The organism is Mesorhizobium sp. M1163, assembly GCF_040318415.1.
Lineage (GTDB): Bacteria > Pseudomonadota > Alphaproteobacteria > Rhizobiales > Rhizobiaceae > Mesorhizobium.
In genome coordinates this window covers 1-21,787 of record NZ_JAMYMF010000058.1, presented here as the reverse complement: position 1 = coordinate 21,787, position 21,787 = coordinate 1, and the positions used below count along the sequence as shown (strand labels likewise).

At 62.4% G+C, this 21,787-nt stretch carries 16 protein-coding genes; 9 read left to right on the top strand and 7 right to left on the bottom strand.

Going from position 1 to position 21,787, the window contains the following annotated elements; translation table 11 throughout:
- Positions 1-536: 536 nt before the first annotated feature.
- From NKH43_RS32885 to NKH43_RS32865, 5 genes are all read right to left on the bottom strand, one after another.
- The gene (locus tag NKH43_RS32885) at positions 537-1,019 is read right to left on the bottom strand and encodes a GNAT family N-acetyltransferase (protein WP_245278622.1); all 483 of its coding nucleotides are present in this window, start codon (positions 1,017-1,019) and stop codon (positions 537-539) included.
- A 187-nt stretch (positions 1,020-1,206) separates the two neighbouring features.
- Positions 1,207-2,943: an adenylate/guanylate cyclase domain-containing protein gene (locus tag NKH43_RS32880; protein WP_023719984.1), complete on the bottom strand. Its 1,737-nt coding sequence runs from the start codon at positions 2,941-2,943 to the stop codon at positions 1,207-1,209.
- A gap of 448 nt (positions 2,944-3,391) precedes the next feature.
- Complete coding sequence (locus NKH43_RS32875; RefSeq protein WP_352484203.1) at positions 3,392-4,417, bottom strand: aldose epimerase family protein; 1,026 nt, start codon at positions 4,415-4,417, stop codon at positions 3,392-3,394.
- 70 nt (positions 4,418-4,487) lie between these two features.
- On the bottom strand, positions 4,488-5,945 hold the full coding sequence (locus tag NKH43_RS32870; protein WP_352861664.1) for an NAD-dependent succinate-semialdehyde dehydrogenase: 1,458 nt from the start codon (positions 5,943-5,945) through the stop codon (positions 4,488-4,490).
- A gap of 170 nt (positions 5,946-6,115) precedes the next feature.
- Complete coding sequence (locus NKH43_RS32865) at positions 6,116-7,066, bottom strand: AEC family transporter (protein ID WP_352861665.1); 951 nt, start codon at positions 7,064-7,066, stop codon at positions 6,116-6,118.
- 149 nt (positions 7,067-7,215) lie between these two features.
- Between NKH43_RS32865 and NKH43_RS32860 the strand changes: the two genes are divergently transcribed.
- Positions 7,216-10,227: a caspase family protein gene (locus NKH43_RS32860; protein WP_352861662.1), complete on the top strand. Its 3,012-nt coding sequence runs from the start codon at positions 7,216-7,218 to the stop codon at positions 10,225-10,227.
- A 106-nt stretch (positions 10,228-10,333) separates the two neighbouring features.
- Entirely contained in the window at positions 10,334-10,882 is a 549-nt protein-coding gene (locus tag NKH43_RS32855; RefSeq protein ID WP_352861660.1) for a histidine phosphatase family protein, read from the top strand.
- Between the two features lie 216 nt (positions 10,883-11,098).
- Here the strand turns inward: NKH43_RS32855 and NKH43_RS32850 are convergent, their stop codons facing one another.
- Positions 11,099-12,259, bottom strand: a complete 1,161-nt coding sequence (locus NKH43_RS32850; protein WP_036245003.1) for an alpha/beta fold hydrolase — start codon at positions 12,257-12,259, stop codon at positions 11,099-11,101.
- Between the two features lie 711 nt (positions 12,260-12,970).
- On the opposite strand from NKH43_RS32850, the gene NKH43_RS32845 reads away from it, so the two are divergent.
- The 5 genes from NKH43_RS32845 to NKH43_RS32825 all read left to right on the top strand — a co-directional run bounded on the left by NKH43_RS32845 (position 12,971) and on the right by NKH43_RS32825 (position 17,935).
- Complete coding sequence (locus NKH43_RS32845; protein WP_023719977.1) at positions 12,971-13,255, top strand: acyl carrier protein; 285 nt, start codon at positions 12,971-12,973, stop codon at positions 13,253-13,255.
- Between the two features lie 38 nt (positions 13,256-13,293).
- Complete coding sequence (locus NKH43_RS32840; protein ID WP_352495968.1) at positions 13,294-14,481, top strand: beta-ketoacyl-ACP synthase; 1,188 nt, start codon at positions 13,294-13,296, stop codon at positions 14,479-14,481.
- A 74-nt stretch (positions 14,482-14,555) separates the two neighbouring features.
- Entirely contained in the window at positions 14,556-15,827 is a 1,272-nt protein-coding gene (locus NKH43_RS32835) for a beta-ketoacyl-ACP synthase (protein WP_023719975.1), read from the top strand.
- An 84-nt stretch (positions 15,828-15,911) separates the two neighbouring features.
- A complete protein-coding gene (locus NKH43_RS32830; protein WP_352484196.1) occupies positions 15,912-16,940 on the top strand; it encodes a zinc-binding dehydrogenase in 1,029 nt (342 codons plus the stop codon).
- A 2-nt stretch (positions 16,941-16,942) separates the two neighbouring features.
- Positions 16,943-17,935 carry a lipid A biosynthesis lauroyl acyltransferase gene (locus NKH43_RS32825; RefSeq protein ID WP_352484195.1) on the top strand — a complete coding sequence of 331 codons (993 nt, stop codon included), beginning with the start codon at positions 16,943-16,945 and terminating at the stop codon, positions 17,933-17,935.
- A gap of 149 nt (positions 17,936-18,084) precedes the next feature.
- Here NKH43_RS32825 and NKH43_RS32820 read toward each other — a convergent pair whose 3' ends face one another.
- Complete coding sequence (locus tag NKH43_RS32820; RefSeq protein ID WP_023719972.1) at positions 18,085-18,513, bottom strand: L,D-transpeptidase; 429 nt, start codon at positions 18,511-18,513, stop codon at positions 18,085-18,087.
- Between the two features lie 222 nt (positions 18,514-18,735).
- Here NKH43_RS32820 and NKH43_RS32815 point away from each other — a divergent pair, with 222 nt between their 5' ends.
- Together NKH43_RS32815 and NKH43_RS32810 are read left to right on the top strand one after the other, a co-directional pair.
- Positions 18,736-20,025, top strand: a complete 1,290-nt coding sequence (locus NKH43_RS32815) for an acetylornithine deacetylase/succinyl-diaminopimelate desuccinylase family protein (RefSeq protein ID WP_352861658.1) — start codon at positions 18,736-18,738, stop codon at positions 20,023-20,025.
- Between the two features lie 130 nt (positions 20,026-20,155).
- The gene (locus NKH43_RS32810; RefSeq protein WP_352861656.1) at positions 20,156-21,634 is read left to right on the top strand and encodes an ABC transporter substrate-binding protein; all 1,479 of its coding nucleotides are present in this window, start codon (positions 20,156-20,158) and stop codon (positions 21,632-21,634) included.
- The last annotated feature ends 153 nt before the right edge of the window (positions 21,635-21,787 follow it).

Here is a 21,787-nt window from a genome sequence, read left to right as displayed (position 1 = left end):
CGCTAAACACGGGGGCTGCGCGGCGGACACGCCGACGTCACAGCTACTGCCACGCCATTTTTGCAGAACTTGACGCACACAACTATCCCGAGGGCGCTGCATTGGGCGTGTTTGCGACGTTCGAAACGCTGAGGGCGGCGTTTGAGGATTAGGGTCAAAACTCAATCAGACTGGCTGCCGCCAATGGCCCAGATGGGCGGAACTTGCCGTTTGAATTAGTCGGCGGGAATGAGCACAGAGCGCCATTTGCTGACAATCATGGCGCTTCAGCATTGCGCTCGTTCTCGCTACGACCTGATGCGGACCCGAAGCGGATGGTCGTTTGATCCGGTTAAACTCAACGCGCCACCCGACCACATGCGCCATCTCGAGACGTTCCCGAAAACCTCCACGTCGGTCGCGACTCGACCATGGAGCGGAAGTACAGGCGAAGTACTGTTTCGTTCGAGATGGCCTGGTTCAATCTCCAGCATCCTCCTCCTGCCATACTGGCCGGAGCGAGTGCCGGCCGCGAGCGAGTGGCCTTTGAGCGTAGCTCAGAGCGTCTTGCTCATCATCAGGATCGGAACCGGAGCGCCGCCACGGTCATCGACGAATTTCTCGGCGGGTTGGTAGCCGCAGGCTCGATAGAGCGGCTCTCCTGCCATCGTGGCTGCCAGATCGGCACGGCGGAAGCCCTCAGCCTTAGCGGCACGTTCACACAGCGAAAGGATAAGGCGGCCGACGCCTCGCCGGACAAAGTCCGGATGCGTATACATGGCTCTGATACGCGCCGCGTCCGTGGCTGGATCAAGCAGTGCCGCGTTGCGTCCCGGTGACTGATCACCACCATACATGGTCGTGCGCCGGCTCCAGCCACCGCAGCCTGCCAGGACGCCGGCGTGCTCCACGACGAAATAGGTGCCATCATCGACAAGCTGCGTGTCCAGCCCCATGATTGCGCGGCTGGATCGGATCTGGTCATCGTCGAGAAACGGTTTCTGGAGTTCGGAGATCGCTGCATCCATGAGCGCAATCATGGAGGCGAGGTCCTCGCGTCGCGCTATCCGGTGCCGAAAGTCTTCACTGGCCATGTTCAAGCACACCATGAGGCGAAACAAACGCACGATATGGCGAATTTCGTTCCGTCAGAAGACCAAAATGTTCGCTGCTGCGGCAGCCTTGGGACGCCTGTCGACAGCAGGCCGAAGGTATAACCAATGACAGTCATTCTGGCAGCCCCGCCATGCGATAACCTTCCACGATATGCCGGCGCACGTCTTCGGCTGGGAATGGCTGCGAATCCGACCAGTGCCGGATAGTGAAGTGCGGATTGCTTATCATGAACATTTTCGCCTCCCAGCGCGCTTCCTCCAAACGGCCAAGTTGCGCAAGGCTTGCTGCAAGCAGGCGTCGTGAAGTCGTGCGATAGGTTTCGGGCCTGCGCAGCGTTTGGATCGCGGATTCGTAGTCGCCCATGGCATATTGGGCCTGGCCCAACATCCAGTAATACCAACCGGGCGGGTGAGGGTTGAGTCGCAGTGCCCTGCGGACCTGCTCTATGGCTTCGGCAGGTCGCCCCTTTTCAGTCGTCAACTCGGCCCGCATCGCCCAAGCGTCGGCGTGGTTGGGGTCCAGCTCGTGGGCAGCATCGAATTCGGCATCCGATTCCACCCAGCGACTCTCATGTCCCAGTATGACGCCCAATACCCATCTGTTCCCGGCGTCGTTCGGGTCGAGTTCGACCGCCAGCTGTGCTTCGGCGAGCGCTCTTGCGCGGTTGGGGTCCATCGGTTCGTCCCAGAACTCCCAGCCCAGCCAGAGGTTGAGTGCCAGCCAACGGTGCGCCTCCGCGTATTCCGGGTCGAGCGCGATTGCCCGGTTCAGCAGCAAAATGGCCTCTTTCGCGGTGAGCGCCGTTTGCAGGCCAAGGGCCCGGGCACGCACACAGAGATCATAGGCCTCCAGGTTGCTCGGTCTGTTGCGCGCCGGCGCGGTGGTCAGGCGGCCAACCAGAGCCTCGACAATCTTGCCGGTCACCTCGTCCTGAACGGCGAAGATATCTTCTAGGCTCCGGTCGAATCTTTCGGCCCAAAGGTGGTCACCCGCGATCGCGTCGATCAGTTGGGCGTTGATACGCACCCGTCCAGCGGCCCGCCGTGCACTACCTTCAAGAAGATGGCGAACTCCCAGTTCTCGCGCGATGCGACGCACATCCACGTGCCTGCCTTTGTATGCAAATGCCGAGTTGCTGGCGATGACGAACAACTCGCTTGTCCTCGACAGATCCGTGATCAAGTCTTCGGTGAGGCCATCGACAAATGCCTCCTGCTCCGGATCATTGCTCATGTTCGTAAAGGGCAGGACGGCAATGGAGGGCTTGGCGGGGAGCTGCAGAGGCGCTTTCTCCGCGAGCCCGCCATCGTCCGATGCGGTCGACAGCCGGATCCGGTAGACAGACACTGGTTCGGTGACGTTCTTGATCGCTTGCGGACCAAGTTCGTCGAAGCCGCAATCGAGCTTCCGCTTGACTTGGTCGTAGACGCTGCCGGACACACAGACATCTCCTGCCCCGGCCATTGCCTGGAGCCGCACTGCGACAATGACGCCGTCGCCGAACAGATCGCCGTCCTCGACAACGACATCGCCCAGATTGATGCCGATATGCAGGTAGATTCTCCGGTCGGCGGTCACACCCTCGTTTGCGGCCGCCATCCGCTTCTGAAGGTCCACGGCGCATGACACGGCGTTCACCGCGCTTCCGAACTCGACCAGAACGCCATCACCCATCACTTTCACAATACGGCCATGACGGTCGCGGACGAGTGGTTCGAGGATTTCCTTCCTCGTCCTCCTTAAAGCGGCCAACGTTCCTTGCTCGTCCAGGTCCAGAAGTCGACTGTAGCCCACCACGTCGGCAGCCAATATGGCGGCAAGGCGGCGTTGGGCGCGTTCTTCGGCCATTTCGCGTTGCTTTCATTGAAAGCAGAAAAGCGAATTTTATGCCGCCCATTTCAAAAGTCTATCAGGTTGACTTCGAGGCTCGATCGCCAAGCAGCTACATCGGGTGATCGCGCCTGTCGATTGTCCCCACTGGGGCCACGACTTGCGCTTGGGGCTCGTCTTGGAGAAGGTCAGCAAGGGGTCAGTGCCGAGTGCCGCGAATGTCGGCTTTCGCGCAGTGAAATGGGCTGACGAAGGGCAGCTCAGGGTCAACTTGCGTCGTCAGGGCTCTCGGCGTCAAAGGTCCGAGAGGGTTCGAAGTCGGTCGTTCAGAGTGATTGCGTTTTGACTCCAGAGCGCCGCGCGTCATTGGACGCGCAAAGGACGCTATAACACTTTGAATTTGCATGATCCTTTCCGAACCGGAGGTCAGCGCAGCAAAACCATGCCGGTTTCCGGGGGTCATGCCCTAAGGCAGCCTAAACCGGCATTCCGTCACGTGATGGTAGATCTGGCCCGGCCACAGCGTGGCTTGCGGGAAATACGGCCGGTTGGGCGCATCCGGCCAGATTTGCGGTTCCAGGCAGAAGCCTGAAAACGCCTTGTACTGGCGTCCGCCCAGTCCAGGCGAGGACGGCGCCAGATACTGGCCGGTATAGAGCTGGACACCTGGCTCGGTGGTCCAGAGCTCCATCTCGACGCCGGAATTCGCGCCTTGCGCCCATGATGCCTGCTTCAGCGGCCCGCGCGTCGAGGCGAGGCAGAAATTCTGGTCGTAGGGGAGTTGCTCGCCCTCGGTCTCCATGCGCAGCGGCCGCGCCTGGCGAAAGTCGAAAGGTGTGCCGTCGACCGGCTTGACCGTGCCTGTCGGAATCAAATCGGCGTCGACAGGAAGATAGGCGCCGGCATTCAGCATCAGCCGGTGGTCGAGAATGTCGCCGGCGCCGCCGTCATCCAGGTTGAAATAGGAATGCTGGGTGAGGTTGCAGAGCGTCGGCTCCTCGCAGGTGGCGGTCAGTTCGACGCTGAGCGTACCGGGGATCTTGAGCCGGTAGGTGCAGGTCACGTCGAGCGCGCCGGGAAAGCCCATCATGCCGTCCGGGTCGTGCAGGGTCAGCGTGACAAAATCCCTGCCATGCAGCGAAACCGCCCAGGCCCGGCGCGAAAAACCTTGCGAACCGCCATGCAGCGTGTGCTTTTCGAGGAAATTGCGCTCGGTCTGGTAGCGTTTGCCGGCAAGCGTGAAGCGGCCGTCGCGGATACGGTTGGCATAGCGCCCGACGACAGTGCCGAAGAAGGCGGTATCCGTCTCATAGTGCTCGAAACGATCATAGCCGAGCACCAATGGCGCCTCGTGCCCGGCCAGGTGCAGATCCTGAATGATCGCACCCAGGCCGATGATGTTGGCGGTAAGGCCGCCGCCACGAATGGTGAAACGGCGGACTTCCTCGCCCGCCTGCGTCGTGCCGAAAACCTCGCCGTCCTTCATCGCCATGCTCGCAAGTTCATTGATCGATGCCAGCCTGGCGGCTCAGGGTCTTTTTCGGTATTACCGCATCAGGCTTCTAGAGACCAAGTCCGCCGATGCAGACATATTTGGTGTCGAGATAGTCCTCGATGCCCTGATGGCCGCCTTCCTTGCCGAGGCCCGATTCCTTGACGCCGCCGAACGGCGCCTCAGGGGTGGTGATGAGCCCTTCATTGACGCCGACCATGCCGTATTTGAGCCCTTCCATGACCCGGAAGGCGCAACCGAGATCGCCGGTGTAGAAGTAGCAGGCCAGCCCGAACTCGGTGTCGTTGGCGAGTGCCACGGCCTCTTCCTCGGTCTCGAACTTGAACACCGGCGCCACCGGGCCGAAGATTTCTTCCTTCATGAAGCGCATCTTCGGCGTCGCATTGGCGATCACCGTCGGCTGGAAGAACGAGCCGCCGAGCGCGTGGCGCTTGCCGCCGGCGACGACCTTGCCGCCCTTGCCGGTAGCGTCGGCAATCAGCTCCTCGACTTTCTCCACCGCCTTTTCGTCGATCAGCGGCCCCTGCTGGACGCCTTCCTCGAGGCCGGAACCGACCTTCAGCCCGTTGCTGGCAGCAGCAAGCTTTTCGACGAACTGGTCATAGATGCCGGCCTGCACCAGGAAGCGGTTGGTGCAGACGCAGGTCTGGCCGGAATTGCGGTACTTGGCGGTGATGGCGCCAGCGACGGCCCGCTCGATGTCGGCGTCGTCGAAGACGATGAACGGCGCATTGCCACCGAGCTCCATCGACACTTTCTTGACGGTCACCGACGACTTCTGGATCAGGATCTTGCCGACCTCGGTCGAGCCGGTGAAGGTGATCTTTTTGACCAGCGGGTTGGCGCAGATCTCGTCGCCGATCTCACCGGCGGCACCGGTCAGGATGTTGATGACGCCTTTGGGGAAGCCGACTTCCTCGGCAAGCGCGCCCCAGGCAAGGCCGGAATAAGGCGTCTGCGACGCCGGCTTGACCACGGCGGCACAACCGGCGGCAAGCGCCGGACCGAGCTTGCGGGCCAGCATCGAGGACGGGAAATTCCATGGCGTGATGGCGGCGATGACGCCGACCGGTTCCTTGGTCACCAGGATACGGCGGTCCGCCCAGGGCGACGGCACGACATCGCCATAGGTGCGGCGGCCTTCTTCGGCGAACCACAATATGTAGGACGCGGCCGAGCCGATCTCGCCCTTCGATTCGAACAGCGACTTGCCCTGTTCGATCGTCAGCAGTTCGGCCAGCACGTCCTGATTGTCCATCATCGCGTCGTGCAGCTTGCGCAACAGCTTCGAGCGTTCGAGTGCGGTGGTCTTGCGCCATGTCTTGAAGGCAGCGTCGGCGGCTTCGATGGCGCGGCGGGTCTCGGCCTTGCCCGATTTCGGCACGGTGCCGATCTTGAGGCCGGTGGCAGGATTGTTGACGTCGACCGTCTGGCCCGAATCGGCCTGCACCCATTCGCCATTGATGAGATTGGCCTGCCGCATGAAATGGCTGGTTTTCTGAAGCATGATCTCGCCTCCGTTCGGCACCTGGCGGGCCGGTCGCTGATTTCGTGAATGGACGTGCGCGATAGCATCGCTAGAGCCACTGCTCTTAGCCTAGGGCAAGCCCCGCAAGCAATCACAAGATGGCATATAGGGTTTGGGCCAGCCAAAGCGAGAGCGATCTCGCCGGACTCTTATCCAAAAACATGGACAACCACGGTCAGCCAAAACGCCGTGGTGACCACCGCGCTGGCGGTGGCGATGGTCATCTGGTTCGATGCCACCGCCTGGCCGGTGTTGAACTGCACGGCGATGAGATAGGAGTTGATGCCGGACGGCAGCGCCGCCACCACCACCGCCACCTTTGCGGTCAATGGCGGCAGGCCGATCAGCCAGACCAGGCCAAGAACCAGCGCCGGCATCAGAAACAGTTTCAGCGCCGACAGCGCCAGCGCCGGGCGGACATTGCCGGAAATGCCGAAACGGCGCAGGCTTAGCCCCATGGCGAACAGCGCCACCGGGGCGGCCGTGCCGGCCAGCGCGTCGGTCAGCCGCGTCGCAAGCACCGGCAGCGGCGCACCGGTGAAGCGCCACGCGAGCCCGGCCAGTATGCCGATGATCAGCGGGTTGATGAATACCCTCCTGAGAAAGCTCGTGATGACGCGGAGCGGATGCACAGGCTCGCTGCCGCCGCGGCCGAACATTTCGAACAGGATGATCGAGGCCATCATCATCACCGGCAGGTGAATGGAAACCAGCAGCGACAGCACTTCGAACCCGGCCGGGCCGAACACGCCGATGATGAAGGGAGCACCGAGCAGGACGACATTGGAATAGGACGACGACACGCCGCCGACGACGCCGGCGCGTGCGTCTCGTCCGAAGATGCGCGTAATGACCAGATGGCCGGCAGCCCAGGTAAGCGCCACCGCTGCGAAATAGGCGCCCCACAGCGACCACGGCGCCACGCCGTGGAAATCCGCCTTTATCATGGTCTGGAACAGCAAAAGCGGCATTGCCACGTTGATGGCGAATTCGGATACGCCCTCGCCGCTCGCCGGCTTCAAATAGCCGGTCAACCCGGCAAGATAGCCGAGCCCGACGAGACTGAAGACGAAGAGGACGGTTTCGGTAAGCGGAGACATTTTTGCCGTGATAGGCGAGCCCTGATCGCGGCGCAATCGCCCTTCCCTCGCGAATGTACCAGCCAACAATCCGGCCGCTCGGATCTTGCCCGAATTTGCTCATGGTTGGATGGCAGCGCTATACAGGGTTGTCGGGGGACACGCGGCGAATGGGCCTTGTCGGAAATCAGCACTTCTTCAAGCAGGCGTGGCTGACGGCTTTCGTCGCCGCCCTGCTCTGTCTCGTGGTGACCTCGACTCATGCCGCGGAGCCAGCAAGCCTCAAGGGCGTGGCGCTGATCGTCGGCCAGTCGAAATACCGGCACATAACGGCGCTTCCCAACCCCGCCAACGACGCCCGCGACATCGCCAAGTTGCTGACCGATCTCGGCTTCGACGCGCGCAGCGTCACCGACCGCGACGCGGCAAAGCTGAAGCGTGATCTCGAGCGTTTCGCCGAGGATGCCGAGGACGCCGACGTCGCCTTGATCTACTATTCCGGCCACGGCATCGAGGCCGGCGGCGAAAACTATCTGGTGCCGGTCGACGCCGACGTTTCTTCATTGAAGGACGCCGATCAGGCCCTGGTGCCGATCTCCGCCGTCATGGACGAATTGAAGACGACCGTGCCGGTAACGATCATGCTGCTCGATGCCTGCCGCACCAACCCGTTTCCGGCGGACGCGGTGCTGCGCCGGACGCCCACGGCCTCGGCCTCGCCGATCGGCGCCGGCGGACTGGAGCCGGTGCGCGGCGCCAAGGCACTGGCGGACGCGACCGCGACGGAAAATCTGGGAACGGTGATCGGCTTTGCCGCCGAGCCGGGGCGGCCGGCACTCGACGGTATCGTCGGCGAAAACAGCCCCTACGCAGCGGCACTTCTGCGCCATCTCGCGGCGATGAAGGGCACGGAGTTCGGCTCGGTCATGCGCATGGTGACCGAGGAGGTCTATCTCGACACCAAGGCCAAGCAGCGGCCATGGGTCAATGAAAGCCTGCGCCGGCTGCTCTATTTCGGCGTAGCACCGCAGGAACCGACTGGCGACGACGGGCTGATCACCGGCGAGCGGCGGCAATTGCTGCTGACGATCGCCGAGTTGCCGGACCCCAAGCGGGCACAGGTGGAACTGGCCTCGCTGCAGGACGGCGTGCCGCTCGACGCGCTTTATGGCGTGCTGAAGGCGCTCGGCACCGAAAAGATGCCGGAAGACCCCACCGACCTGCAAAAGCTGCTCGACGCCCAGGCCGAGCGCCTGAAGAAGATGATCTCCGAGCGCGACGCGCTGCGCACCGACGACCCCGAGATAAGCCGCCTCGTCGCCTCGGCCGACAAGGCCATAGGCCAGGGCGCCATCGTCACCGCGCGCAACTTCCTCGACCAAGCGGTGGGCCGGGTCGAGCAGGCCAGCGGCGCCGTCGACCAGGCGGAGGAATTGGTCAGGCAGAAGCGTCTTGCCGACGCGGCGATTTATACCAGGCGCGCCGACGCTTCGGCGCTGGTCTTCGACTATCTGTCGGCCGCCAACGATTACGGCAAGGCCTTCTCGCTGGTCGAGAAATGGGACGACAGACTGCGCTGGAACTACAAGAACCAGGAGGCGGAAGCGCTGAATGCCCATGGCAATGCCACCGGCGACAGGCAAGCGCTGCAGCGCGCCATCGACGCCTACCGCGTCATCCTGAATTTCATCCCCAATGGCGCGCAGAACCGCGACTGGGCGATCACCCGCAACAACATGGCGGTGGTGCTGCAGACGATCGGCGAGCGCGAGCGCGAAACCGACCGGCTGGAAGAGGCAGCGAAGATCTTTCGCGATTCGCTTGTCGTGTTCGAGCGCGAGAAGGACGACCTCAACTGGGCCGCCGCCCAGAACAACCTGGCCAATGTGCTGCTTAAGATCGGCGAGCGCGAGAGCGACCCGAAACGCCTGAACGAGGCGGTGGTGGCGATGCGCGCCACGCTGGAGAAGCGTCCGCGCGACAAAGTCCCGCTGGACTGGGCCGCCTCGCAAAACAATCTCGGCCTTGCGCTTTATGCGCTTTCGGAACGGGAACCGAATGGCGAGCGCCTGACCGAGGCCGAGACCGCCTACCGGCTGGCGCTTGAAGAGTACACGCGCGAAAAAGCGCCCGTTCAGTGGGCGATGCTTCAGAACAATCTGGGCAACACGCTGGTGTCTCTCGGCACGCAACGCAACGACAAGGCGAAAATCGACGAAGCGGCCGACGCCTTTCGCGCTGCGCTCAAGATCCGCACCCGCGCCACCTTTCCGGTCTCCTGGGCGACCAGCCGCCTTAATCTCGGCAACGCGCTGAGCAGTGCTGCTCGTTTCGATCTCGGCACCGGCCTGCTCGAAGAGGCGGCTGCCGCCTACGGCGATGCGCTGACCATCTTCACCCGCCAGCGCTTTCCGATGGATTGGGCTTCCGCTGAGAACAATCTCGGCTCGATCTACCAGACGCTCGGCCAGCGCACCCGCGATGCTGCCAGGCTTGAGCAATCGGCCGCCGCATACCGGGCGGCACGGCGCGTCTATACCAAGAAGGGCTTTCCGCTCGACTGGGCGATGACCCACTACAATCTCGGCAACACGCTGCAACTGCTCGGCGGCGTGACCGACAATCCGATGCATTACGAAGACGCGATCGAGGCCTATCGCGATGCGCTGCGCGAATACAAGCGCGAGACGACGCCGCGGCAATGGGCGCTGGCGCAGGCAGGCCTCGGCTCGGCGCTGCAATGGCTGAGCATGAGCGAGGTCGATCCCGGCAAACTGGCCGCTTCTATCGCCGCGCGCCGGGCGGCGCTGGAGGTGCTGACCTTCGAGACCTCGCCCGTCGATTGGGCAAACGCGCAGAACGGCATCGGCATGAGCCTGATCAATCTCGGCAATCTCGAACGCACCGGCAAGTATCTGGACGAAGCCGAAGCCGCGTTCGAGGCAACGCTCAAGGTCTTCACCCGCGAAAGCCAGCCGATGCAATGGGCCTTCGAGCAGAACAATCTCGGCGACGTCCACTGGAACCGCGGCAGCTATGGCGGCGGCAATGCCGAATACCAAAAGGCGATCGAATTCTTCGAGAACGCCAAGCAGGGCTTTACCGAAGCCGGCTATACAATCCCCATCCCGCTGACCGACCGCAAGATCGATCTGGTGAAGAAGCAGATAGCGAAGAGATAGCCGTTTCGGCCGCAGGTTGCACTCGGCTTGTCTTTCAGCCGGCTTTGCCGTCCCTATATGCCGGTCACCGGGGACCTGCCTGCCGGTCACCCGAAAAGGATGTCTGATGCTTCGATTTGTGCTGGCGCTGCTGTTGCTTGCCGTTTCCGCCACAGCCCATGCGACGGAAGCCGGCTGGGCGCTGCTGCGCGACGGCGGGCATGTGGTGCTGCTGCGCCATGCCATGGTCACCGGCACCACCGACGCAGCCAATTTCGACCTCGGCAAATGCACCACCCAGGTCAATCTCTCGGAGCGCGGCAAGCAGCAGGCACGCAAGATCGGCGCGCTGTTTGGTGCCCGCGCGGCACCGGTCGAGCGCGTGCTGTCCAGCCGCTATTGCCGCTGCCTCGAGACCGCCCGCATCGCTTTCGAAAGCGAGCCGGAGCCGTTCGAACCGCTTGACCTGCTGAAGACCGGCGAGAAGGAGAAGGCCGCCCAGATCGCCGCGATCCTTGCCGAGATCCGCGGCTATTCCGGCTCCGACAATCTGGTCATGGTCACGCATCTCGAAAACATCCAGGAATTGACCGGGATCTCGCCGCGTGAAGGCGAGGCGGTGGTCGTCGAGCCGCAGGGCGACGGCCTGCGAGTACTCGGCCGCGTCACTTTCTGACTGCGCCGGAGCCGGTTGAAGCGTTCGCTAGTAGTGAAATCTAGCGTTTGGTACCTTAAGCGGAATACCGGTTCCGACCCGCGATGAGGTCTTGATCGAGTCCAAGGTCGACATTGACCCTTAGTCAGGACCAACGAGCGCTTTCAACGAAAGCGAATGCGATGGTACGTCTCATTAGGCCTTCCGAGCCGTGACAACGGGCGAGGTTTTCGTCCTCTACTTTGCCGGCCGGAGCCTCAGCGGCCGAAAAAAGGCCCGGATGTCCTCGACCAGGAGTTCGGGTTGCTCAATCGCCGCGAAATGTCCTCCTTTCGGCATGTCGGTCCAGCGCTCGACACGGAAGACTCGTTCGACCCAGGAGCGAGGTGGCATAGGGAGCTCTCGGGGGAAGACTGCAACGCCGAGGGGCGGTGTTATTCGCTCCCTTGGCCCGAAGATCAGGGGGCAGAGCCGGTTCTCTTTGTAAATCCGGAGCGAGGCCTCGATCGTGTTACCGAACCAGTAGAGCGAGATGTCGGTAAGCAGCGTGTCTAGAGGGATGGCGCGTTCGAGTTCGCCTTCGCAGTCGCTCCAACTGCGGAACTTCTCGGCAATCCATGCGGCTAGCCCGATTGGGGAATCTGTCAGTGCAAAGGCTAGCGTCTGGGGCTTGGTCCCCTGCAGAAAAGCGTAGGCCCCCTCCGTCGCGACGAAATTCGCCGCACTGTCGAGGAATGCCTTCTCCTCCGGCGTGACAGGTGGGTCGCCGCGACCGAGGGTCGGGCGGAAACTGCCCGGAATGTAATTCAGGTGCAATCCGATAAGGTCCTCCGGGTAAAGCTGAGCGAGCCAGGTCGAGACGCCGGCGCCGATGTCGCCACCTTGTGCGGCGAAGCGATCATATCCCAGTTCGCGCATCAGCCCCCGCCACAGCTTCGCGACATGCTTTGAGCTAACGCCGGCTTGACGCGGCGGGGACGAGAAGCCGAAACCCGGAAGCGACGGTGCGACGACATCGAAGGCGTCATCGGCATCCCCGCCGTATTTGGCAGGTTCCGTGAGCAGCGGAATGACATGCTCGAACTCGGCGAAGGAGCCGGGCCAGCCATGAGTGAGGATCAACGGCAAGGGCGATGACCCCTTTCCTTTCTGGTGAACGAAATGGATGTCGCACCCGTCTATCGTGACCCTAAACTGAGGCAACAGGTTCAGACGTTTTTCGTGATCGCGCCACCTGAAATCGTATTCCCAGTAACGTGAAAGCTTTCTGAGGAAATCAACGTCAGTACCGTCCTCCCATCCGTATGCGAAGATCGACGACGGCCATCTTGTCGCTTGGATACGACGCTGGAGGTACTCGATCTGTTCATCCGGGATGTGGATGTGGAAGGAATGCATGACCACGGGTGTTGCTCCGATCAGCGGCGAAGAATTGTCCCATCAAGGCACAGAACGAAGGAAAACTCACTGAGCGACCGCTTTGTCCGCTACTTGCTCGTTCCCATCTACGAGACGAAGGTAACATTCCACCGTTGGTGGCAATTCGTTCAAGTTACCCGGCGTCAGATTTTCACCGCTACCAGCCAAGCGTCGACATGGAGCTTCCATCCCTCGATCATGTCCGCGAACGCGTCCTCCGTCAGTTCGGACAGATACGATGCTCCTGCCGGGCTCAGGCAGTGAACGCATAGGTAATCGACGCCTCCGTGCCTCCGTTAGTGGTCGGTCGGCAGGCCACCTCGACAATCCGACACGCGAATCCGGCGTAACGCGAACATAGCGGATGCGGTGCGCCAGCCGCCCACCCATGCTCATGTCGTCATGCTTAGCCAAGGCCTTGAGCACCTTCACCAATCGTTTTTCCAGGCGCACCCGGTCTGCACGCGTTCTATGGTCATAGATCTTCGTGGTACATTGGTACACGCAATGACCAGAGATGGGACGGTTTCGGCATATCGCCGGGAGGAGTTGCCAGCGACCCCTATTGCTCTGCCAGAACAGCAATCCCAGTTGCCGCCGGCGCATCAGGCCTTTTCCTGCCCGGAAAAACCGATTAGACAGCCCAAAACACATGCGGACAGATTCCGCCCGCAATCGAAGGAAAAGCCCTTGTCCACCACGTTCGACAAAGTCGCCAAGATTATCGCCGACACCAGCGAGATCGACATCGAGACGATCACGCCCGAAAGCCACACCATCGACGATCTCGGCATCGACAGCCTCGACTTCCTCGACATCGTCTTTGCCATCGACAAGGAATTCGGCATCAAGGTGCCGCTGGAAAAGTGGACGCAGGAGGTCAATGACGGCAAGGCGTCGACCGACGACTATTTCGTCATGAAGAACCTGTGCGCCAAGATCGACGCGCTCGTCGCCGCCAAGAACGCCACGTAAGCACAGCGCTTGACGCGCCTTCACCCGAACAGCCGCCCATGAACCCCCACGACGTCGTCATATCAGGCATCGGCCTAGTCTCGTCGCTGGGCGAGGGTCCGGATGCGCATTGGCAAAAGCTCGTCCAGCCGCGCCTTGAGCCGGTTCTGGAGGCCTCGCGCTTCTCGCCCTATACAGTCCACCCGCTGCCGGAGGTCGACTGGAACCTGCAGATCTCCAAGCGTGGCGACCAGCGGCAGATGGAGACCTGGCAGAGGCTCGGCACCTATGCGGCCGGCCTTGCGCTCGATGATGCCGGCATCAAGGGCAATGACGAACTCTGCGCGACCATGGACATGGTGGTGGCCGCCGGCGGCGGCGAGCGCGACGAAGCGGTCGACGCGGCCATTCTCGCGGCATCGGAAAGCCGCAATGACCGCGACGTGCTGCTCAACGAGAAGCTGACCACGGAATTGCGCCCGACGCTGTTTCTGGCACAGCTTTCCAACCTGCTCGCCGGCAACATCTCGATTGTCCACAAGGTGACGGGGTCGTCGCGCACCTTCATGGGCGAGGAAGGTGCGGGCGTCGCCGCCGTCGAGACCGCGGCCGCGCGCATCCGTTCCGGTCAGTCGACGCATATACTGGTCGGCGGCGCTTTCCAGACCGAACATTCCGACATGCTGCTCGGCTATGAACTGGCCGGCTACCTGCATCGCGGTCCGTGGCGGCCGGTCTGGCAGAGGCAAGGTGCCGAGGGCGGCGGCGTGGTGACCGGATCCGGCGGCGCGTTTCTCGTCCTGGAGCAGCGCGAGCACGCGACAAGCCGTGGCCGGAAGATCTATGCGGAACTTGGCCCGGTCCTGTCCGGTCGCGCCAGGCGCCGGCGGGGCGAACTCGATGGAGAGATCGCCATGCTGCTGAAGCAAGCCGCATTGCCGGACGGCGAGTTGCTGGCGATCTCCGGCGCTTCGGGCGCCCATGCCGCGACCGCCGCCGAGAAATCGGCGCTCGAGGCCAATCCGGCGATCGCCGCACGCGGCTTTTCGACGCTCACCGGCCACATGAAGGAAGCGCAGTTCCCCTTCGCCGTCGCGCTGGCGGCCCTGGCTGTCGACCGCGAGGCCGCCTACCCTGTCTTCGACGCCACAGTCGAAAAACCGTTTGCCGGCGTCCCGAAGACCGTCCTTGCAACGGCGATCGGCTATCACCAATTCGAGGGCATGGCGCTGATCAAAGCCGCCTAGAGCATCGGACCGAAAACGTGACGCGGTTTTCGGGCGATCCGATGCTCCAAGAGAAACAGGTTTTTGGACAACAAATGGCCAATCTGAACGACCACATGGGCAGGCCGATCGTCGCCGTCACCGGCATCGGCGTGGTGACCTCGCTCGGTGTCGGCAAGGCCGATAATTGGGCGGCGCTGACATCCGGCAAGTCCGGCATCCATCCGATCACCCGCTTCCCGGTCGATCATCTCAACACCCGCATCTCCGGCATGGTCGATTTCCTGCCGTCGAGTTCCAAGGGCGCCAGTCTCCTCACCTATGAGCTTGCCGAAACCGCGGCCCAGGAAGCGATGTCTGAGGCAGGCCTCGATGCCGGCGATTTCGGCGGACCGCTTTTCCTCGCTTCGCCGCCGGTCGAACTCGACTGGAGCGAGCGCTTTTCGCTCTACAATTCCGACACGCACGATACCGGTGCAGAGAGGCTCCTGCGGGTGGCGCGCGGCCTGAGGGAACTCGACATTTTCGAGACCACCCAGTTCGGTTCGATCGCCGACCGGCTTGCCGATCGTTTCGGCACGCGCGGCCTGCCGATCACGCTGTCGACCGCCTGCGCCTCGGGCGCCACGGCGATCCAGCTCGGCGTCGAGGCGATCCGCCGCGGCGAATGCGACCGGGCGCTGTCGATCGGCGCCGACGGATCGGCAACCGCGGAGGCGCTGATCCGCTTCTCGCTTCTGTCGGCGCTCTCCACCCATAACGACATCCCCGAAAAGGCATCCAAGCCGTTCTCCAAGGATCGCGACGGCTTCGTGCTGGCCGAAGGCTCGGGCGCCCTTGTGCTGGAATCGCTGGAGGCAGCACTTGCCCGCGGCGCCACCATTCTCGGCATATTGCGCGGCTGCGGCGAAAAGGCCGACGACTTCCATCGCACCCGCTCCAAGCCGGACGGTTCGCCGGCGATCGCGGCAGTGCGCGCCGCCCTTGCCGATGCCGGCCTGAGCGAGGACGGGATCGATTATGTCAACGCCCATGGCACCTCGACGCCCGAAAACGACAAGATGGAGCATTTGTCGCTGTCGACGGTGTTCGGCGAGCGTATCTCGTCAATGCCGGTCTCGTCGAACAAGTCGATGATCGGCCATACCCTATCGGCAGCCGGTGCCGTCGAGGCTGCATTTTCGCTGATGACGATGCGCGAAAGCGTCATTCCGCCGACCATCAACTACGACAATCCCGACCCGGCGATCGTGCTCGACGTGGTGCCGAACACCAAGCGCAACGCCGAGGTCGGCACGGTCCTGTCGAACTCCTTCGGCTTCGGCGGCCAGAACACCTGCCTTGTCATGGCGCGGGAACCGGTCTAAGCGACCGTTCCGCTCTAGCACTGTTGTCGTGCGCATGGTCCTTTCCGAAACGGTTCTCGGGTCATGCGCAACCTGGGATCTGGCATGCGCGCATTGCAACTTATCGAGGATCGCCGGCTTGAAACGGTGGACCTGCCACCACCGCCGCCGCCTTCGCTCGGCGAGGTGACGCTGCGCATCAAGGCCGTGGCGCTGAACCACATCGACGTCTGGGGCTGGCGCGGCATGGCTTTTGCCAAGCGCAAGCTGCCGCTGGTCGTCGGCGCCGAGGCTTCCGGCGAGGTCGAGGCGGTCGGCCCCGGCGTTTCCAGCCTTGTGCCCGGGCAATTGGTGTCGATCTATGGAGCCCGCACCTGCGGTCTTTGCCGCGCCTGCCGCGAAGGCCGCGACAATCTCTGCGAGCATGTTTCGGGCGTGCACGGCTTCCATCTCGACGGCTTTGCGCAGGAAAAGATCAACCTGCCGGCGCGCCTTCTGGTCCCCGCGCCGCCCGGCGTGAGCGAGATCGGCGCGGCGGTGGCGCCGGTTACCTTCGGCACGGTCGAGCATATGCTGTTCGACAATGCCCGGCTGCAGCCCGGCGAGACGATACTCGTCCATGCCGGCGGCTCCGGCATCGGCTCAGCCGCCATTCAGCTGGCCAAGAAGATGGGCTGCACGGTCATCACCACCGTCGGCTCGAACGAAAAGATCGACAAGGCCAAGGCGCTCGGCGCCGACCACGTCATCAATTACCGCGAGGACCGCTTCGAAGGCGTCGTGCGCAAGCTGACGAAGAAGAAGGGCGTCGACGTGGTGTTCGAGCATGTCGGCGCCGACACCTTTGCCGCCTCGATGCTGTGCCTGAAACGCGGCGGACGGCTGGTCACCTGCGGCTCGACCTCCGGTGTGTCGACGCAAATCAATTTGATGCAGTTGTTCCAGCAGCAGCTGAAGCTGCTCGGCTCGTTCGGCTGCCGCATGGAAAACATGGCCGACGCCATGCAGAAGATGGCGGCGGGTCTTGTCGCGCCGGTGATCGACACCGAGGTCGGCTTCGACGGCATCGATGCCGCGCTGAAGCGCATGGAAGGCCGCGACGTGTTCGGCAAGATCATCCTGCGCGTCGGCTGAGAATGGTCGGCAAGACTTTCAGGAAGATCAGCCGGGACCTGGGATTCCGCCATGGCCGGCGGCTTCGACGGTTCAACTACTGGCTGGTCGCGCGGGTCGCGATGATCATCATCTCCGCGCTGCGCCTGCTGCCGCCCGACAGGGCGCTCAATTTCGCCGACCGCGCCGCCCGCCACATCGGCCCTTGGGTGCAGCGCCACAAGGTTGCGATCGACAATCTGCGCAAGGCCTATCCGGAAAAGAGCGATACAGAGATCGAGGCGATCGCCTCCGACATGTGGGGCAACATGGCTCGCCTCGCCGCCGAATATATCTTCCTCGATGCTTTGTTCGACTACGATCCTGCTGCGACGAAGCCGGGCCGTGTCGAGGTCAAGGGCGTGGAGCATTTCGTGCGCATCGCCGGCGAGGACAAGCCGCATATCGTCTTCACAGGGCATCTCGGCAATTTCGAGCTGCTGCCGGTGGCTGCTGCCACCTTCGGCATGAACATCACGGCGCTGTTTCGCCCGCCCAACAACCCTTACCTCGCCGACTACATCCTCTCGACCCGCCGCTCGAGCATGGGATCGCTGCTGCCGTCTTCGACCGGCGCCTCGTTCGCGCTTGCGGCTATCCTGGAGAACGGCGGCAATATCGGCGTGCTGGTCGACCAGAAATTCACGGGCGGGCTCGAGACGACATTCTTCGGCCGCCCCTGCGAGAGCAACCGCGTACTAGGCACGCTGGCGAGGCACTACGATTGCGATGTCTACCCGGCGCGCTGCGTGCGCTTGCCGAACAATCGTTTCCGGCTCGAAATCGAGGACAAGCTCACCTTGCCGCGCACCGCAGGCGGCAATGTCGACGTCCCCGCCACCACTCAGCTTCTCAACGATGTGGTCGAGCGCTGGGTGCGCGAAGACCCTGGCCAGTGGATGTGGTTCCACAAGCGCTGGGAGATCAGCAAGCGCAGAAAGCGGCGGCCGTTGAAATTGCGCGACAAAGCCGCCTGAGCGGAAATCATAGCAAACATTTTCCGCTACTGACGTATTTGTTCTTGCTTTGTGCCGGCAGCTATGCTACTAATTTCGGTATGGTGCTACTTGGCGCCGACGAACCTGCCGCTCCGGCGGGTTTTTTATTTTCGGGCCCAGTGACAGGCCTAATTCGTCACCAGGATCCGCGTGTTGCCGAAGCCGGCTTTGCGCACCATCGAATAGAAGGCCGCGGCGTTGCTGGGGTGGAGGCGCACACAGCCATGCGATGCCGGGCGCCCCAATTGCCGGACGGCACCGGTGCCGTGGATGGCATAGCCGCCGCGGAAGAACACCGAATAGGGCATCGGCGACATATCGTATTTGCGCGAATACCACATCCTGGCCGTCCGCTGCGGACGATAGCTGCCGCGCGGCGTGATGTAGCCTTTGCGGGCGGTGGAAACGCTCCACCGGTAATACGAAAGCCCGTATCTTACCGTCATCGTCTGTGAGGAAATATCAATGTTCGCGACCAGGCTGGCCGCCCGGCCCTCGAACGACGAACCGAACAGCATCGCTACCAATGCTGCTGCCATGAGAACAGTGTTTTTCATGCGATCAAACCCCTTTGATGCCCCTTGCCTGCCTGCCCTCACGCTGTTCTCCAGCATTTTGATGGCAAGCCAGCGAGCTAACACCTACTCCCTGACGATTTCACCAATCCAAAGCAGCGAATTTGAACGATTTCCCGCAATAGTTGCCGTAACGACACGCAATCGCCTGGCAATTCGCCATCGGGCTTGCAAAACCCCCTCATCCGCTGCTCAATTCGCCGAATGAACGAACCGAACGAACGGCTCCTCAAGGCTATCGATGACCGAGCCGATGATCTGGTTGCACTGACTGCGGATCTGATCCGCTTTCCGACCATCAATCCGCCCGGCGAAGCTTATCGGCCATGTGCCGAATATATCGGCGCGCGGCTGAAGAAGCGTGGTTTTGAGACCGAATTCATCCGTGCCGAGGGCACACCCGGCGACACTGACCGTTACCCGCGCGTCAACGTCGTCGCCCGCTTCGATGGCCGGGCGCCGGGTGCTTGCGTGCACTTCAATTCGCATATCGACGTGGTCGAGCCTGGCGACGGCTGGAGCCTCGATCCGTTCGCCGGCATCGTCAGGGATGGCAAGGTCTATGGCCGCGGCGCTTGCGACATGAAAGGCGGGCTTGCCGCCTCCATCATCGCCGCTGAAGCCTTCATGGAGGTCTTTCCCGATTTTCCCGGCGCCATCGAGATTTCGGGGACGGTCGACGAGGAGTCCGGCGGCTTTGGCGGCGTCGCGCATCTGGCGAAGCTCGGCTATTTCTCCAGGCCGAAGGTCGACCACGTCATCATTCCCGAGCCGCTGAACAAGGACCGCATCTGCCTCGGCCATCGCGGCGTCTGGTGGGCGGAGATCGAGACCAAAGGCGAGATCGCGCACGGCTCGATGCCGTTCCTCGGCGACAATGCGGTACGCCATATGGGCGCCGTGCTGCGGGCCTTCGAGGACGAATTGTTTCCGGCGCTCGACCGCAAAATGACGCGCATGCCGGTCGTGCCCGAAGGCGCAAAACGCTCGACCATGAACATCAACTCGATCCATGGCGGCCAGACGGAGGATTTCCGGCCCGGCCTGCCCTCGCCCAACGTGCCTGATTCCTGCCGGCTGACCATCGACCGCCGTTTCCTGCTTGAAGAGGATCTCGGCACGGTCAAAAGCGAAGTGATCGATATCCTCGAGCGGCTGAAGCGCGAGCGCAAGAAATTCGATTACGAAATCCGCGATCTGATGGAAGTGCTGCCGCTGATGACCGAGCGCGACGCACCGGTGGTGAAGGCGGTCGCGCAAGGCATCATGGAGATATTCGACCGCGAGCCGGATTACGTGATCTCGCCCGGCACCTACGACCAGAAACACGTCGCCCGCATCGGCCACATCTATGACTGCATCGCTTATGGGCCGGGCATTCTCGACCTTGCCCACCGACCCGACGAATGGGTCGGCATTGCCGATATGTTGGACTCGGCAAAGGTGATGGCCATCGGCCTCGGCGTTCTGCTGAGGGGGGCCGGCCCGCAATGATCCGGCCATGGGCGGAAAAACATTCCTCCCGGCGGCGGCGGACGGTACGAAACGCAATTTACTCGGCGACGAATTCACGCTTCTATCCGCCGGGTTTCAGCACGTGTTTTAGCATATGGGGAGTTGCACGATGAAATTGTGGAAAACCATTCTGGCCGCAGCGGCGCTGGCGTTGGCCGCCGGAACCTCGGCGATGGCCGCGCGAACTGACCTGGTCATCGGCATTCCGCTCGAACCCCCGCATCTCGATCCGACCGCGGGTGCCGCGGCTGCGATCGACGAGGTGCTCTACGCCAATGTCTTCGAGGGCCTGACCCGCATCGGACCGAACGGCGAAGTGCTGCCCGATCTCGCCGAAGGCTGGAGCATTTCCGACGACGGCAAGGTCTACACTTTCAAGCTGCATACAGGCGTGAAATTCCATGACGGCAGCGACTTCAACGCCGACGACGTGAAATTCTCGCTCGATCGTGCCCGCGCCGACAATTCCGTCAACGCGCAAAAGGGTCTGTTCGCCGCCATCGGCAAGGTCGAGGTCGTCGATCCCGCGACGGTGACGGTCACGCTGAAGAACCCGCAAGGCTCGTTCCTTTACAATATGGGCTGGGGCGACGCGGTGATCGTCGCGCCTGAGACAGCCGACACCAACAAGGAAAAACCGATCGGCACCGGCCCGTTCAAGTTCCAGAGCTGGGCCAAGGGCTCATCGATCACGCTGGTCAAGTCCGACAATTACTGGGGCGCCCCGGTGTTCCTCGACAAGGCCGAGTTCCGCATCGTTCCGGACGCCGCCGCCGCCGTTCCGGCGCTGCTTTCCGGCGACATCCAGGCCTTTCCGTTCTTCGATCCTGACAGTGTCGCCCAGGTCAAGGACGACCCGCGCTTCAAGGTGGTAATCGGCTCGACCGAGGGCGAAACCATCCTGTCGATCAACAACAAGAAGCCGCCCTTCGACAAGCTGCAGGTCAGGCAGGCGATTTCCTTTGCGCTCGATCGCAAGGCGATCATCGACGGCGCCTCGGCCGGCCTCGGCGTGCCGATCGGCTCGCACATGTCGCCCGCCAGCAAGGCCTATGTCGACCTCACCGGCCTCTATCCGCACAATGTGGACAAGGCCAAGGAGTTGCTGAAGGAAGCCGGCCTGGAGAATGGCTTCAAGGCGACGCTGAAGCTGCCGCCGCCCTCCTATGCGCGGCTTGGTGGCGAGATCATCGCCTCCGAGCTTCGCGAAATCGGCATCGACCTCGAGATCATCCCTGTCGAATGGGCGCAGTGGCTGGACCAGGTCTTCACCAAGAAGGATTACGACCTGACCATCGTTTCCCACACCGAGCCCAACGACATCGATATCTATTCGCGCAAGGACTATTACTTCAACTACGACAATCCGGCCTTCGACAAGATCATCGACGAGCTGAACCTTACCTCCGACGAGGCCAAGCGCATGACGCTGCTCGGCGAGGCGCAGAAGGTTCTGGCCGATGACGCCGTGGTCGGCTTCCTCTACGAATTGCCGAAGGTCGGCGTCTGGGACGCCAAACTGCAGGGCCTATGGGAAAACGCCCCCATCCAGGCCAACGACCTGACCAAGGTGAAGTGGACGGATTGAGCCGCTGACAGAAGGGCGAAAGTTGCACTCCGTCACACCCCCCTCTGTCCTGCCGGACATCTCCCCCTCGAGGGCAGGGCTATCGCATATGAGTGATGGCATTGATGAGATAGTCGTCGTTCCAGGCGCATTTCTTGATGCGATGGCTGATGG

Bases quoted from the DNA above. Each gene is read 5' to 3' on its own strand.
- NKH43_RS32885 (WP_245278622.1), bottom strand. From the start codon at position 1,019: ATGATTGCGCTCATGGATGCAGCGATCTCCGAACTCCAGAAACCGTTT.
- NKH43_RS32835 (WP_023719975.1), top strand. From the start codon at position 14,556: ATGGCCAATCTGAACGACCACATGGGCAGGCCGATCGTCGCCGTCACC.
- NKH43_RS32850 (WP_036245003.1), bottom strand. From the start codon at position 12,259: ATGCATTCCTTCCACATCCACATCCCGGATGAACAGATCGAGTACCTC.
- NKH43_RS32870 (WP_352861664.1), bottom strand. From the start codon at position 5,945: ATGCTTCAGAAAACCAGCCATTTCATGCGGCAGGCCAATCTCATCAAT.
- NKH43_RS32810 (WP_352861656.1), top strand. From the start codon at position 20,156: ATGAAATTGTGGAAAACCATTCTGGCCGCAGCGGCGCTGGCGTTGGCC.
- NKH43_RS32815 (WP_352861658.1), top strand. From the start codon at position 18,736: ATGAACGAACCGAACGAACGGCTCCTCAAGGCTATCGATGACCGAGCC.
- NKH43_RS32855 (WP_352861660.1), top strand. From the start codon at position 10,334: ATGCTTCGATTTGTGCTGGCGCTGCTGTTGCTTGCCGTTTCCGCCACA.
- NKH43_RS32840 (WP_352495968.1), top strand. From the start codon at position 13,294: ATGAACCCCCACGACGTCGTCATATCAGGCATCGGCCTAGTCTCGTCG.
- NKH43_RS32875 (WP_352484203.1), bottom strand. From the start codon at position 4,417: ATGGCGATGAAGGACGGCGAGGTTTTCGGCACGACGCAGGCGGGCGAG.
- NKH43_RS32880 (WP_023719984.1), bottom strand. From the start codon at position 2,943: ATGGCCGAAGAACGCGCCCAACGCCGCCTTGCCGCCATATTGGCTGCC.
- NKH43_RS32865 (WP_352861665.1), bottom strand. From the start codon at position 7,066: ATGTCTCCGCTTACCGAAACCGTCCTCTTCGTCTTCAGTCTCGTCGGG.
- NKH43_RS32825 (WP_352484195.1), top strand. From the start codon at position 16,943: ATGGTCGGCAAGACTTTCAGGAAGATCAGCCGGGACCTGGGATTCCGC.
- NKH43_RS32820 (WP_023719972.1), bottom strand. From the start codon at position 18,513: ATGAAAAACACTGTTCTCATGGCAGCAGCATTGGTAGCGATGCTGTTC.
- NKH43_RS32830 (WP_352484196.1), top strand. From the start codon at position 15,912: ATGCGCGCATTGCAACTTATCGAGGATCGCCGGCTTGAAACGGTGGAC.
- NKH43_RS32860 (WP_352861662.1), top strand. From the start codon at position 7,216: ATGGGCCTTGTCGGAAATCAGCACTTCTTCAAGCAGGCGTGGCTGACG.